This is a genomic window from Herbaspirillum sp. 1173 (assembly GCF_031455335.1).
Taxonomy (GTDB): domain Bacteria; phylum Pseudomonadota; class Gammaproteobacteria; order Burkholderiales; family Burkholderiaceae_D; genus Herbaspirillum; species Herbaspirillum huttiense.
Map to the genome: position 1 here is coordinate 671,022 of NZ_JAVDSP010000001.1, position 13,108 is coordinate 684,129.

Below are 13,108 nucleotides of genomic sequence, written 5' to 3' on the forward strand. Positions count from 1 at the left end.
ATCGAGTTCGATGGGGACAATTTGACCAATATTTGCGAGACCATAGACTCAATATCTATCAGGTCCGTCCACAACATATAGGAGAGTTCTTATCCCAGAAGGCACGGATGCTCTGTGACAAGAAAAGTAGTTATGAGCAGGACGAGCTCAATCAAATTGAACAGCTTCTGTGCTATCGCCGGCTTATTGAGAAGGTCTACGAATTTGTCATCGACACCTGTCCCGACAATATCTCAAAAAATCCAGCTGAACTGAGCAATCAGGAAGGGAAGGAGTGGACTGGTGCGATTAAAAGTGATGGCCGAGATTTTCTGTCAGAGCCAGAACTCGAAATTCTTGAGCAGCACCTTGAATACATTGCGCAAAAGCCCTTCGAATCACTCCGAACGCTCGCAGAAATCAGAGAGTTCAGGCGATACGTCACTACGGCATTAATGATTGGCGCTGGACTGAAATCATCTGAAATTCTGACACTCAAAATTTCCGACATTCATATCCGATCGGGACAGATCTCATTACATCGGGAAGATACACCTTTTCACAGAAAGATAAACTTAAAAGACGTTAGCTATCTTTATGTATTGCTAGAAAATTGGCTCACCTACTGGCACTCGTATTTTGAGCAACCGCAGCCGCGGGAAAAGCTGCTATTCCCTGCGATGGGCCCTGTGGCTTACCCAGCCGTCGGCGGCCAGATGAATAAGACCACCTTGCAACGTAACACAAATGCTGTTTTCGAGGAGGCCTACAAACATGCGGAGGCCATAGTGCCGGAGCTATGCGTACGAGCTTTAACCTCCTCGGCGGCAAGAGGAGGGATCGTAAACCCACAGATTTTACGTAACAGCTATGTAGCCCAGCTTTTCCGAAATGGATCAAGCACGGAATCAGTTGCGAAACACATGGGATTTGCGGAAGTCGTAATCGCGGTGCGCATTTGGCGTTCTTGGATGCAATGGCGCGCAAAATATGAAACATCTGCGTTTATCGCCTGGGTAACAAATAACCCATGGGACTATCATCTTCATCAATCGCTAATACAAGCCCTCGGCGATTTGGAACATAGTGAGTACTTTTCAGGCGACTTCACTGATAAAATTTATTCAATTTTAGAATCGGGGGGTACGCCGCGCGCGGCCACCGGCTGACCTGCTTCCCGATTTCGTACGAGAACGACATGGAGTCTGGGTTCAACCTGGAGGAAGGCTCAGCGCCTTTCTATCTGATTAGGATCGGCGGCCACTCGTATAGCGTTCCTCATGAAAGAATAATTCGCGGTGCTTTCGCGGAGAATATTCACCGTTGTCGATGATAATCGATTGCGGCAAACATCGAAGCTCTGATAGGCGCGACAGCACCGATACGACCCGTGCGCGAGGCAGCGACGTATCCAATTCGATAGCCAGGCATGCCTCGGGGAGGGCGCCCACGATGTTCAATCAGCACAATCGGCGACCATCAACCAATCGATCCGATACAAAGTCCATCGACCAGCTTTGATTGGGCGTCGTCGCCCGAACGGTCGGCTGCCTGATCTGTTTTCCTTTTTATCTCTTGCCTTGCGCCACAATGCGGCGAAGGGGTGGAGGGGGCGTATCGGGGAGGGAGCGGGACGAGGTTCCATAGGTACGGCTACGACCGCGACGTAGTCGCAGCGATGGCAAGGCAGGTAGCAATCCCGCACCGACAGCAGTTTGTCAGCCTGTTCTCCTAAGATATTCTCTCAATATGCCCACCGCTGACCTGGCCGCTTCGGTTGTTGCTGTTTGCCCTCAATGATGAAATCATTCAATCAGGATCGATCTGCTCAGCTATTAGCAATTTTGTTTGGAGGCATGTGGCTTTTACTTATGTCCCCTTATCTCCTCAAAGTCTTCCATCCGCCCAAAGCGGATCTCTGCGCCACTACTGAGTCCGGCTACCCCGCTGCCAACCGTTTCGTGCAAGGGATCGTTCACTATCTCGGAAGATCAGTCGTGATCGAGAGTGGAGAAGGAAAGCAATTTGGCAGGACCTTCCTCGGTGGATGCGGGAAGCAAGGATGCACGCTTGTGTACGAGCAGCTAAAGACATATGCAGGAAAGAAGATCACAGCTGGATTTTGTGAAAATACTCTGGTGGCGATTACGACATTGGATGGTGTCGTTCAATATCGCGGCAGTCCAACAACACAGGCTGAGCTGGACCGCAAATACAGACGCGATTCGCTGTTTATAGTGGGCGTGTACTTGATGGTCTTGGGTCTGATCTGCGTCTCTTGGCGCAAGATCAGACAGGTCTCTTAATTTTCCGTCCCAACACCGTATCCATGAACATCTCCCGTTTCCTGTTGGTCCTCTGCTTTCTCGCCGCTACGACCGCTCATGCCGCGAGCTTCGATTGTGAGAAGACCTTGACTCCGATGGAAGAGACCATTTGCGAGGATCGAGAGATTTCCGACTTAGATGAAGTGCTGCTCCGGACATACGAGGCCGTGTTAAGAATTTCGGAAGATCCTGCCTCGGTAAAGATAGATCAAAGGCGGTGGCTCACTAAAATTCGTAACGGCTGCGATGATGAAAAGTGCCTTGTTTTTTCGTATGCGAACCGCATCTCTGAACTCGAAGATAGCTGGAAGAAGAAAACAGTAGCACTCCATTCGAAGCAGAGACGTAACGCCCTCTCCAACGCTAAACCGTTTGAAGGAAATTGGAATTCATGCCAGCTTATCAGGGGTGATGAAGTCTGCGTTTCTTACACTCTCCTTCAGAACGGAGAGCGCATTTGCGGTGAGTCGGAGCATTGGGCCACCTTTCGTACATACGATGGACGCCTTCAGGCAACACTACAAGCACGTGGGCGTGCGACAGTTGAAGCGAGTTGTGGGAGCGTCGGCGGAACTGGCTGTGTAGATCCAGAGGATGGGAAAGACCGATGGGAAACGGTGGAAAGTACATTGCTAGTCTGCGGAAATCAACTTTATAACGCTGCTGCCGACAAGCAATGCAGCGAGCTGTCCCGTGCCCCCGGTTTTTTTTATAGCAATCTAACAAACGCACAACGGAAAGAAATGCTTTCGCAACCCTGGTTAAAGCAGTGCATTGGTAAGAACTAGTGACTCTTTTTCGGGGCCGACTTGGCAGGGGCCGGCCTGGTCAGTGCTCCGTGGCCGTGTTCGATGCGGTTGAAACCGTCCAGCTTCGGTGTCTCTCGACCGCGATATCGGCGTTTTATGGCTACCAATTCGCAAAAACGTTGACGCAGTTCCACATCGTCAGGACGACGGGATTCGTAGTGAAGCAAGGAGCAGGAACTTCCTATCAGTAGGCGTGCACTGGTTCCGCCTAGACCGTCGACATGTATGATGTGCGTTACGGCGCTTCGCTTATCCTGCGGGCATGCCACTTCCGGCCGAGCGCATCCTTCAGGGCGGCGTTCCCTGGCAGGTTTTCTGCAAGCCGTTTCTTGGGTGAAAATTCCTGATTTGTAACTAGCTAGGTCAGATTCATTTAACAGTTATACGTCTAAGATCATTTAATTTTTACCAGATCAAGAAGAATCGATTAAGGAGCACTTAGCGTCTTAAGCCTCTAATCGCGCTTGTGAGGGACTACCTAGCGTCACAACAGTTTGCAGATACCTTTTTAACCGCAAACTCCAAGTTCCCGCAGTAACTTAGGAAGCAGGTCAGGCGTAACTAATACCCTCAATATGTATTTTTTGGTACCAGTATTGCCGGCAATTTGTTGACTATCTGTTACAGTGTAAGGAAATGCTAAGACGAACACTGGCTCAACAAATGACTGCCTCATCTCGGCGGTCTTGCAGCCATTCTACGTTTCCAATTAAGAAAAAAATCTGGAGGGTAGTCGATGCAAGGCAGTGTGGGCAGCACCGCGGGGGATATACCGCGCTTGACCATTGATGCGTTTGTTCGCTCGATCTCGGTAAACCGCAATCGGCCTACGATCATCCTTTTAGGAGCAGGCGCCTCCATTACATCTGGAATGCCTTCGGCGCAGCGCTGCATCTGGGAATGGAAGAAAGAGATATTCGTCACGAAGAATCCTTCGTTGCAAGACTCCGTGTCCGAACTTTCGCTCCAGGGCACAAAAAAAATTATCCAACGATGGCTCGATCAGAGCGGTTTGTATCCGCCAGAAGGTGCACCAGAAGAATATTCGTTCTACGCGTTGGAGTGCTATCCCACCGCGCTGGATCGATCTGCCTTCTTTCATAAATTCATTGCCGAATCCAAGCCTCACGTTGGCTACCAGCTATTGGCGTTACTCGGCGGCGCCGGCGCCGTAAGAAGCATTTGGACCACCAATTTCGACAATCTGGCCGCGCGTTCCTTGAGCGCTGCGAACGTAGTGTGTGTCGAAGTCGGTATAGATACCCAGCAACGAACATCGCGCGCCCACGGCAACAACGAAGTGCGCCTTTTGGCTCTGCATGGTGATTTTCGATACGACAAGCTCAAGAATACGAACGACGAACTGCGAGCGCAAGAGACTTGGCTAGGCACCGAACTGATACGTGAAATTCAGAACTACGACCTAATCGTAGTGGGGTACAGCGGCAGAGATCAGTCACTCATGGATGTTCTTGACCAAGCCTACAGAACGTCGGAGCGTCGCCTTTACTGGTGCGGCTTCGGCGACGAACCGTCGGAAGAAGTCAAGATACTCCTACGTACCATCCCAGCTGAGAAGCAATCTGCTTTCTATATTGCGTCCGCCGGATTCGATGACCTGATATCGCGATTGGCAATGCGCCAGTTAGAAGGTGATGATCTGACGAAGGCGCAGGCGTTGATCGCCAGCACAGGACAAGATGGTGTTCGCAAGATGGCATTTTCGGTACCGCCACTGCAAATCAGCCATCTCATCAAGAGTAATGCGCATCCGCTGCGATATCCTGCATCAGCCCTGAAGCTGCCCTTGTATATGCCGGAAGTTGGAAGCTGGAAGGACTGGCTGCGTGAGCAGACACCGAACGAGGCTGGCCCAACCGTGGTATTCGACAAAGGGGCGCTGTGCCTGTGTGACGCACCGCTTGCGCAAAGACTATTTGCCCACCATTTGAACGGACCGGCGACAGAAGTGGCCATCTCGGATGAAAATCTCATCTCGGACGGCCGTATTTTGGGGCTGTATCGCCGCGCGTTGGTGATCGCTGCCGCAAGGGCGACGGGAATGCAGACGGACTGCCGGCGCAGGATCTGGGAGGCCGCGCCGTACGACCAGAAGATGGCAGACAAGGTCAGCTACAAGGTACATCGTGCATTGTCGATCGATATTGTCGGCATTGATGGGGTACCGCATGTCGTCTTTATGCCAGAGATCGTCGCCACAACGTTGGAAGGCAAGATTGCCGATGTTGAACCCACCAAGGCGCTTCGTAACCAGATTTACGGCTATCAGCACAACAACGTCTTCGATGCTGACTTATCGAGATGGACTGGCCAGCTGGTGAGTTTGGACTTACCGTCGCCGCATGGTGGCATATTCCATATTGCCCGGGCGCCGCTGTTTGCCGGGCTTTCGAATAAGGCGGCGAAGACGCTTCCTGCTGAATTTTCCAAGTATGCAAAGCAGTCGGGGATTGTAGTTCCTGATGCACCGTTGATTTTCGCCAGCAAAATGGGGCGTCACGAGATCAAAAATCCCAATCCATTACACGGTTTGGTCGAAAATCGACCCTGGGATCATTCGCTGACAAGTTCAGGATTCTGTCAATCGACGGATGTCGCAGTGGTATGCCCGGCCAATCTTGCGGGCAATTTTGAGCAGTTTTTGCATGGCTTGGAGCAGCCCGCCAATCCAAGCCAGTCTGAGAGAGACTATCTGCACGACTACCCGGGATACACGGCGGCTTTCGGCCTGCCGTTGAGGACACCATGCAGAGGAGAGTCCGCTTGGCTGGCGCTTGACGACAATGTCAGCAGTGACGCCATGGTCGGCGCCAAGCAGCTCGCGCAAAGGATATGCCAGACGCTGGATCTGATCCGACGGGCTCGTCAGTCAGTAACGGTGGTGATCTATGTCCCTCGGCGCTGGGAGCCGTACAAGCTTGTGTCGAAGGCCCACGAGTCGTTCAACCTTCATGATTATGTCAAAGCATATGCCGCACGACATGGCCAGAGCACGCAATTCGTGCGGGAGGAAACCACGGGTTCAGCCTCCCTATGTCGAGTGCGCTGGTGGCTGGCCCTGGCGCTTTTCGTGAAGTCGATGCGCACTCCGTGGCGGCTAGACGCACTCGACGAAGACACTGCCTTCGTCGGAATTGGCTATAGCCTGGACAAAGATGCTCACAACGATAGTCACGTGCTTTTAGGTTGCAGCCATCTCTACAGTGCTCGTGGAGAGGGACTTCAATTCAGGCTAGGTCGCATCGAGAATCCGATCATAAAAGGTGGCAATCCATTTATGTCGCAAGACGACGCGCGACGAACAGGCGACACTATTCGCCAGCTCTTTTATGAGTCCAAGATGCATCTTCCGCGGCGCGTCGTGATACACAAGCGCACGCGCTTTACGCAGGATGAACAGGAAGGGCTGCTACAGGGGCTTGAAGGCGTGCCCAATGTCGAGCTGATCGAGATCAACGTTGAACGCTCGCTACGCTATCTCGCCTCCAAGCTTAAAGACGGAAAATTGGGCATCGACGGCTTCCCAGTACAGCGGGGAACGACTGTTGTTGAAAGCGACGATACGGCGCTTCTATGGGTTCATGGATCTACACCCAGCGCGGCCAACAAATACTACAAATATTATCAAGGGAAGCGACGAATTCAGGCGCCGCTGAGGATCCGCCGGTTCATGGGCCAATCTGATGTCATGCAATGTGCAACTGAGATTCTTGGCCTGTCGAAAATGAACTGGAACACCTTAGATTACTACTCCAGAATGCCGGCTACGCTGGATTCTGCCGGGAGTATTGCCAAGTTCGGCAAATATCTCGATGGCTTCACGGCGGCACCGTATGACTACCGTCTTTTGATTTAAAGAAGTATAGAGGAGAAGGGCAGTGAACCCAATATGGACGGCTGTTATCCCTATTATCACGGCCATTGCTGCCGGAACTGCCACATTGGTCGGCATTCGTTGGGGAGCTGGGCTCACGCGTAAGCGGGAGCAAGAACGGGAGGATGCTCAGAGACAGCAGGATGCGACGTACTTGGCCATCATTGTTAGTACGCACCTGGAGCGCTTCACAAATTCGTGCGTCGACGTCATGTATGACGATGGAACTGCATATGGTCAGCCCGCCGATGCTAAGACCGGCTATCACGAGGTAACAACTACCACACCCACCATCGATCCGATGGAATTTGACGTGAACTGGAAAGCATTGCCGGGAGCGTTGATGTACGAAATCCTTTCGTTGCCGTATAAGCAGGAGCTGCTGAAACGGCATCTGGGAGCGGTCGGGGAACACGATATGCCACCCGACTTTGCTGACTTCTTTTGGGAGCGCCAATACGGTTACGCCTGTTTGGCGAGGGATGTTGCCGACCTTGCTTCACGATTGCGAATGAACGCAGGATTGCCGGTGCTGCCTCATTCCCTTGGCAAGTGGGATAGAGCGCAAGGCATCGACGAACGGATTACTAAGCTAGAACACATCCGAGACTCTCAACCCAGGCCTGTCATGCCGTTTTTCCCGGAAGGGTGAAAGTCATGTCCCAGAACCCCTGATCGGTGCCCGAATTAGCCAAAAAGTGTCTACAACTTTTAGCAAACAACAAAAGTCCTCTGGCCATCTTGAATTTCCTATGGATGCGGCTTGTTTGAGCCAATCAATCATCTGTTTCTTGTTGTTCGGCACTAAAGAACGACGTGCGCATCTCCCGAAATGGTCTGATATTACTTTGGTGAATGCGTGAAGGAATAATTTAGTTTTTGAGGGGAGTGAATTTTGGCGGAAAGAATAACTGTTTTTTTGAGCTAAATTACTGAATTATTTTCAAAGGGAAAACGATTACTTCTTGTAGGCGCTAAAAAGATCAATCTTTCTTTCTAAGCGCTGCAGCAGCTTGCCTTAATCAGGCAATCTGCAAACTATATTTTACATAATACAAATTATGCGAAATCGACGAAATATAAACCCGGGAAACGAGTTCGATAATTTCTCGCACAACGGGAACAATCTTTTCTCGCGGGTCACCTATCAACTCGACTAAATAAAACACGAGCCCATATGAGATATCCCAATATCAGATACGGTCACAAAGGCGAACTTGAGTTTTGGATGCAAGGACATTCAGTAAAGGACGTGGCAAAACGGCTCAAGCGTTCTGAGCGATCCGTGCATGATTGGCTGCACGGCAAACGCAAGGTGCCTTGGTGGGTTCCAGAGATACTCCGGCTACAACATTATGAATACCAAGACCGACTCAGACAAATGGGGTTTATCTCTCCTAAGACAAAGCTTGCCATCGCTACCGCCGATGTATTGACGTTTCCCACGCCCGCCAGCCCGGTCAGCGCTCCGATAACATCACTCCAAAGGCCCAATGAATCCAACCAAACCAGCGCCCGCTAACACGGTGCTATACTGATCGAAAGCAGCCCAATGGCAACTACCCTTTTTGATACTCACGAATACGTCAAACGGCTTGAAGCAACTGGTGTTCCCACCGAGCAAGCCGAAGCCCACGCAACCGCACTAGCCGAAGCCATGAATAACGAACTGGTCAAGAAAGCCGATCTAACAGAGTTCCGCGCCGAGGTGCGCGGACAATTCGAGCTGCTCAAATGGATGCTGGGTTTTATGCTGGCTGGCACCGTGGGAATTTTGTTCAAGATTTTCCACTGACAAGCGCCCTTCCCTCCACAAAATGCAAAGCCCTGGATTTCCGGGGCTTTTTTTTGCGCCTTTTGAAGCTCCAGACCATATCAGCACAGCACGAAAGCTGAAAAAAGCTCAGCTCGCCGCAATGTCTGATTCGCCGTAGCCCCTAATAAGATTTCAAGTTCAATTGATAGCAGCGCGTCTGGTTACTAGGACATCTCGTTTATGAACCAGCTTAATCAGCTTCTTTGTCGAATTAATCAGCTTCGTATAAGCATGAAGCTGTGCAGCCGTTCTTTGACAAGATGAAACCGCTTCGCTTGTGAGTACGTCGTGAATGGACTGGATCTGCCTCACACTAATATCCCGTTCTAAAAGGCTCCTCTGCTATGAAACCATGGGGCAAGCTTGACGAGCGCCCTGCTGGATAAGCGGCTGAACGACATCGGATCGGATCTAGTAGCGAACTATGTTGCTGGAAACATGAAGCCTGCGGTCGATTTTCCGAATTGAAATGTGGTCTCTGATGTACGAGCTTCGAATCCCTTGCTCAGCTAAGATTTCTGCATACAGGGACTTTTTCACTAAGAGTATCTGGTGCCTTCGAACTTCACATCAATATTCCCTTTGATAACTTTTAGGCCAAAAGTCTCAGGAATCAGCAGGACATGCTTTCTACGTATGAGCTTACTCGGCATAAAAAAGGCCGGCTTATAAGTAAATTCTCGCCCAGCAATCTTAACCACGGAACGGCCATCTATGAGACCTCCTATAGGAGCCGAGACATATCCAACCCTAATTTCCAGCTGATCTAATGCCTCCAGAAACTCCTTAAGGAAATCACCCTTACCGTTACGACAGCTTTGAAACTTGATCACGCCTACTTCTCGCAACCCTGCCCTCTTTAGTTTACAAGCAAAGATAAACGGACCGTCATCCTCGAACATAAACATGTTCCCATGGCCGTGCAAATCAAGCCGGCAACTGCAATCAAGCGTACTCAGGGCCCCTTCGTGCAATAGCTCGCCGAACTCCGAATAGTAAGATGTTTCCTCCAGCTCGAAACGGTTTGACTTGGGAATACGACGGTCTAATGCATTCAGCAACCCGCTAGTTCGTACCACGCTATCACTCATGCTAGAAATAACAAATCGTTTTTCCGGCGCCCATTTATGGCGACCTATATGTAGCATTGAGCGCAATTTTTCCGCAATGCTTTGCCCCCCATTTCTCTGAAAATATACATCATTCGATGTTTTTTTGTAGGAAGACGAAGGCGGTGAGCACTCGCCCCCATTCCCTATGGATTTGTTATCTTCAGACACGTCAGAAATATGGTCACAGCGAAAAATGTGGCTCGTTTTGAAAATCATGATGCCTCTAATAGATTCATATTTGGCTAAAATATCAGCAATTACACTCAGATATGTCGTGAACGTTACGTGAAGGTTCCATCACTATGTTGATTTGCTCGCAGATTTAACCCTCTCCATTTGACCCACCTTCCATTGCCTTCCGAAGGCAGTCACCCGGTCAGACGACCCCTCGTATCCCAGTTCTCTTAAGTCCAGGAACATCTGTTTAAGGGTTTTTCTTTGGTTCCGAGATTTGATCGCCTCTGCGCTGAGCCAGGCGAGAGCCTAGATGTGAAGTTGTCGGGCGAGCGTGGCGTACGCCTTGCTGGATACCCGAAATGAAAAAGGTCGTCTGACCGCGTGACAGCCTTCGGAAGGCAATGGAAGGTGGGTCAAATGGAGAGGATTCTGCGAGCAAATCAACACACCGGTTGCGCGGTGAATGCTCGCAAAGCTACGCCCCGCAACGACGGAAGATACGATATTTAACGCTACAACATTTTCGTCTAGAGAACTATTTATCGAGATGTTTTCACATACCCATGCGAAAAACGTCGCAATTTTTACCTTTTGATCGAATTTATATTGTTGAGGCTTACTAATGGGAAATTTATGTGTTGGTGGTTCTAGAGATGCTCAAGAGGTGAACTCTCCTAATCACGAGAACCACGTCATTGCAAGACAGATTTTGGAAAAACGAAATGAGCTACGAAATGCCGCTGGCGTACCGCAAAATCAATACGATTACGTTCTTAATGCAGCACCCGAAGAGCTTCGTAATCGCTATAACAGTCTTTTTACAGCAACGAATAACTCCATTCGAATGGCAGATGTAATACACGACTATCTAGCAGAGATTTCACGTGTTCATCCTGGCGTTATCACCCCTCAATCTACATTAACTGACCTGAACGAGAAAATTGAAGCTTGGACGGCTATGAGAACCTCTATAGAGGCTCACATGCGCAGCAACGGTGCCCCATACACGGCGGTAATTGGCCCCAGTGGTTCACGCAGAATCGGCTTCCAGACATTTTAATTTTCGTATTCCGAAAGTGCCGCTCTCCATTTAAATATTGTCTGACTGGTGCAAATCAACAGCCTGAAGGTCACAACGTCGAATTCAAGCTTTCGATAATGAGGAAGGGGAGCTTCCCCAGTTGGAACTTAACCGCATCAATGACTACGTATTAACTCTCTTCCAAGAGAGCGATTATTATTTTTAATTTAAATAGAAAGGACCTCGACATGTCTCTGAACAGCCTATTTCATAACATTGGCCATTCTCTTTCCGATGCATTTCATGGCCACAAGGTAGATAAGGAAGAACTGAAGCAGGCCCATCCAATGAAGGAACACGAGGCAAAAGCAGAAGACATTAAGTAATCGAAAGCCCCGGCTGGTTCCGGGGCTTTCGTGCCAGCTAGATAATTTAGAAACAAATCTTCTGACCGTCTTCGTAGGTGCAAGCGGGATCGTCCTTCGCTGCGTTCACGCGACGGCCACTGGCCAAGTTGGGCTCCGCAAAGACCGAGGATGCAAAACCGACCAACAGAACAGCAGCTACAACAGTCTTGATGATACGCATGGAATATAACTCCTTAAAAATTTGGTTAATGTCATCTCAACGGGAAACGACGTTTCTATTCTTATATAAGCTCGCATTTTTAGGCTGACAATTTACTTACAAATTAATGACATCAACATAAGAATCGTAAGTTTTTGTAATTATTAACTAACCGCTTCTCTTCTTTAATAATCGCTGATCCCTCTATGAGAAAAATATAACTAGAGCGTTAATTGAAAGCTCTATCGTTGAAATTTGATCTGCATGGATATGAAGCAGGATATCTAAATTAGGCTCAACAATAGAATTTCCCAAGAGCCATCGCGTTTCTATTCGCAAAAATTTTATTTAAAACGGAGCGGTCAACAAACTTCCTTTGCCTTGATGAGGTGCGGTTGCTATCCAGATAACATCTAGCGCTTTGTTGTACCAAAACTGCGCACCGTCTAAGAGGCCCGTACCGGCAATGACAAAGGCCGTTTGCACCGCACCGAGAGAGTCAGTACTGGCGAGCGTCCAGCTCTGCACATCGGGCTTAGGAATACCCCTTGAGGCGAAATAGCGCTTCTGGTCAAAGTCCCTGCACTGCATCTGCTTACCGCAGTATTTAGCGATATAAGAGGCGAGCTTGTGAATGCCCTCCTTCCCGAAACCGAACTTGGAGGGATTGCGTACATCAATATTTGACATTGAGCGCCCTTGGTCATCGACACCGACGATGCTTGACCAGATCGAGCGCAGAAGCTGATAGCACTGCCGGCCACGGACAGCAACATGGAAATGCAACGCTCCACGTTGCTGCTCCTCAATCACGGCCACATAGTGGAAATCAACGCACTTTCCAACCCTACGTCGGAACTTGTCCCAATCCTTCAGTGCCTTTTCCCGATCAACCATGTTGTCTCTATAGGTCAGCGTAATCATGCGATCTGCCCCAATGGACTTACAGCGCTCTCTTACGCATTTCTTTGCATTGCGTGCGGCGACGGCCTCGTTACGCTCGCGGTTTTCGGATTCACCGCGCTTGGTGCGCTTACCGATAATCGGAGCGGGGCCTTTGAAGTGCTTCTCACGGCAGACTGTCACTTCCATCTGCCCGTCTGGATATGTGACCTTACGGGCCACGTAGCGATCATTCCACGTGTTTCTGATGCCCTCATCGCTCCAGCCCGGAGCCTTTTGTTCGAATTCGTTGCAGGCATCAAACGAAACGTTTGACAGATCAAAATCTGGGGTATAACTTGCAGACATTCATTCACCTATCTCAGCTAGTTGGATGAACGCCCTGATCGGATCGCGAGTCCTTTCAGGGCATTTTCTTTTCTGGACTACCCTTCCCTACTATTTTCTTCTTTCGGTTTGTCTGCCTTGGCATGCCGCGCCAGGCTTGTTTCCGTTAAGTATG

The 13,108-nt window shown here is 49.8% G+C and carries 12 protein-coding genes and 1 pseudogene; 9 read left to right on the forward strand and 4 right to left on the reverse strand.

Annotated features, from left to right (window positions below; genetic code table 11):
- The first annotated feature begins 107 nt into the window (after positions 1 to 107).
- The gene (locus J2X56_RS03070) at positions 108 to 1,148 is read left to right on the forward strand and encodes a site-specific integrase (protein WP_310158148.1); all 1,041 of its coding nucleotides are present in this window, start codon (positions 108 to 110) and stop codon (positions 1,146 to 1,148) included.
- 150 nt (positions 1,149 to 1,298) lie between these two features.
- Here the strand turns inward: J2X56_RS03070 and J2X56_RS03075 are convergent.
- A pseudogene (locus J2X56_RS03075) lies at positions 1,299 to 1,505 on the reverse strand (IS3 family transposase); the annotation flags it as partial.
- 273 nt (positions 1,506 to 1,778) lie between these two features.
- Here J2X56_RS03075 and J2X56_RS03080 point away from each other — a divergent pair.
- The 6 genes from J2X56_RS03080 to J2X56_RS03105 all read left to right on the forward strand — a co-directional run bounded on the left by J2X56_RS03080 (position 1,779) and on the right by J2X56_RS03105 (position 8,805).
- A complete protein-coding gene (locus J2X56_RS03080; RefSeq protein ID WP_310158150.1) occupies positions 1,779 to 2,285 on the forward strand; it encodes a hypothetical protein in 507 nt (168 codons plus the stop codon).
- Positions 2,286 to 2,308: 23 nt separating this feature from the next.
- Positions 2,309 to 3,094: a hypothetical protein gene (locus J2X56_RS03085; RefSeq protein WP_310158152.1), complete on the forward strand. Its 786-nt coding sequence runs from the start codon at positions 2,309 to 2,311 to the stop codon at positions 3,092 to 3,094.
- A gap of 757 nt (positions 3,095 to 3,851) precedes the next feature.
- Complete coding sequence (locus J2X56_RS03090) at positions 3,852 to 6,992, forward strand: SIR2 family protein (protein ID WP_310158154.1); 3,141 nt, start codon at positions 3,852 to 3,854, stop codon at positions 6,990 to 6,992.
- A gap of 22 nt (positions 6,993 to 7,014) precedes the next feature.
- Entirely contained in the window at positions 7,015 to 7,662 is a 648-nt protein-coding gene (locus J2X56_RS03095; RefSeq protein ID WP_209568781.1) for a hypothetical protein, read from the forward strand.
- A gap of 525 nt (positions 7,663 to 8,187) precedes the next feature.
- Entirely contained in the window at positions 8,188 to 8,532 is a 345-nt protein-coding gene (locus J2X56_RS03100) for a hypothetical protein (protein ID WP_209570740.1), read from the forward strand.
- A 30-nt stretch (positions 8,533 to 8,562) separates the two neighbouring features.
- On the forward strand, positions 8,563 to 8,805 hold the full coding sequence (locus J2X56_RS03105) for a DUF1640 domain-containing protein (RefSeq protein ID WP_017454675.1): 243 nt from the start codon (positions 8,563 to 8,565) through the stop codon (positions 8,803 to 8,805).
- Positions 8,806 to 9,365: 560 nt separating this feature from the next.
- Here J2X56_RS03105 and J2X56_RS03110 read toward each other — a convergent pair.
- The gene (locus tag J2X56_RS03110; RefSeq protein WP_209568780.1) at positions 9,366 to 10,154 is read right to left on the reverse strand and encodes a hypothetical protein; all 789 of its coding nucleotides are present in this window, start codon (positions 10,152 to 10,154) and stop codon (positions 9,366 to 9,368) included.
- Between the two features lie 583 nt (positions 10,155 to 10,737).
- Between J2X56_RS03110 and J2X56_RS03115 the strand changes: the two genes are divergently transcribed.
- Positions 10,738 to 11,175, forward strand: coding sequence for a hypothetical protein (locus J2X56_RS03115; RefSeq protein ID WP_209568779.1), 438 nt, complete (start codon positions 10,738 to 10,740; stop codon positions 11,173 to 11,175).
- Positions 11,176 to 11,384: 209 nt separating this feature from the next.
- Positions 11,385 to 11,522 (forward strand): hypothetical protein, encoded by a 138-nt coding sequence (locus J2X56_RS03120; protein ID WP_209568778.1) that lies wholly within the window; start codon positions 11,385 to 11,387, stop codon positions 11,520 to 11,522.
- Positions 11,523 to 11,568: 46 nt separating this feature from the next.
- Here J2X56_RS03120 and J2X56_RS03125 read toward each other — a convergent pair whose 3' ends face one another.
- Together J2X56_RS03125 and J2X56_RS03130 are read right to left on the reverse strand one after the other, a co-directional pair.
- The gene (locus J2X56_RS03125; RefSeq protein WP_209568776.1) at positions 11,569 to 11,724 is read right to left on the reverse strand and encodes a hypothetical protein; all 156 of its coding nucleotides are present in this window, start codon (positions 11,722 to 11,724) and stop codon (positions 11,569 to 11,571) included.
- A 327-nt stretch (positions 11,725 to 12,051) separates the two neighbouring features.
- On the reverse strand, positions 12,052 to 12,954 hold the full coding sequence (locus tag J2X56_RS03130) for a hypothetical protein (RefSeq protein ID WP_209568774.1): 903 nt from the start codon (positions 12,952 to 12,954) through the stop codon (positions 12,052 to 12,054).
- Between the last annotated feature and the right edge of the window lie 154 nt (positions 12,955 to 13,108).

Coding starts and splice junctions, on each gene's coding strand:
- J2X56_RS03070 (WP_310158148.1), top strand. CDS start 108: ATGCTCTGTGACAAGAAAAGTAGTTATGAGCAGGACGAGCTCAATCAA.
- J2X56_RS03080 (WP_310158150.1), top strand. CDS start 1,779: ATGAAATCATTCAATCAGGATCGATCTGCTCAGCTATTAGCAATTTTG.
- J2X56_RS03085 (WP_310158152.1), top strand. CDS start 2,309: ATGAACATCTCCCGTTTCCTGTTGGTCCTCTGCTTTCTCGCCGCTACG.
- J2X56_RS03090 (WP_310158154.1), top strand. CDS start 3,852: ATGCAAGGCAGTGTGGGCAGCACCGCGGGGGATATACCGCGCTTGACC.
- J2X56_RS03100 (WP_209570740.1), top strand. CDS start 8,188: ATGAGATATCCCAATATCAGATACGGTCACAAAGGCGAACTTGAGTTT.
- J2X56_RS03105 (WP_017454675.1), top strand. CDS start 8,563: ATGGCAACTACCCTTTTTGATACTCACGAATACGTCAAACGGCTTGAA.
- J2X56_RS03110 (WP_209568780.1), bottom strand. CDS start 10,154: ATGATTTTCAAAACGAGCCACATTTTTCGCTGTGACCATATTTCTGAC.
- J2X56_RS03115 (WP_209568779.1), top strand. CDS start 10,738: ATGGGAAATTTATGTGTTGGTGGTTCTAGAGATGCTCAAGAGGTGAAC.
- J2X56_RS03120 (WP_209568778.1), top strand. CDS start 11,385: ATGTCTCTGAACAGCCTATTTCATAACATTGGCCATTCTCTTTCCGAT.
- J2X56_RS03125 (WP_209568776.1), bottom strand. CDS start 11,724: ATGCGTATCATCAAGACTGTTGTAGCTGCTGTTCTGTTGGTCGGTTTT.
- J2X56_RS03130 (WP_209568774.1), bottom strand. CDS start 12,954: ATGTCTGCAAGTTATACCCCAGATTTTGATCTGTCAAACGTTTCGTTT.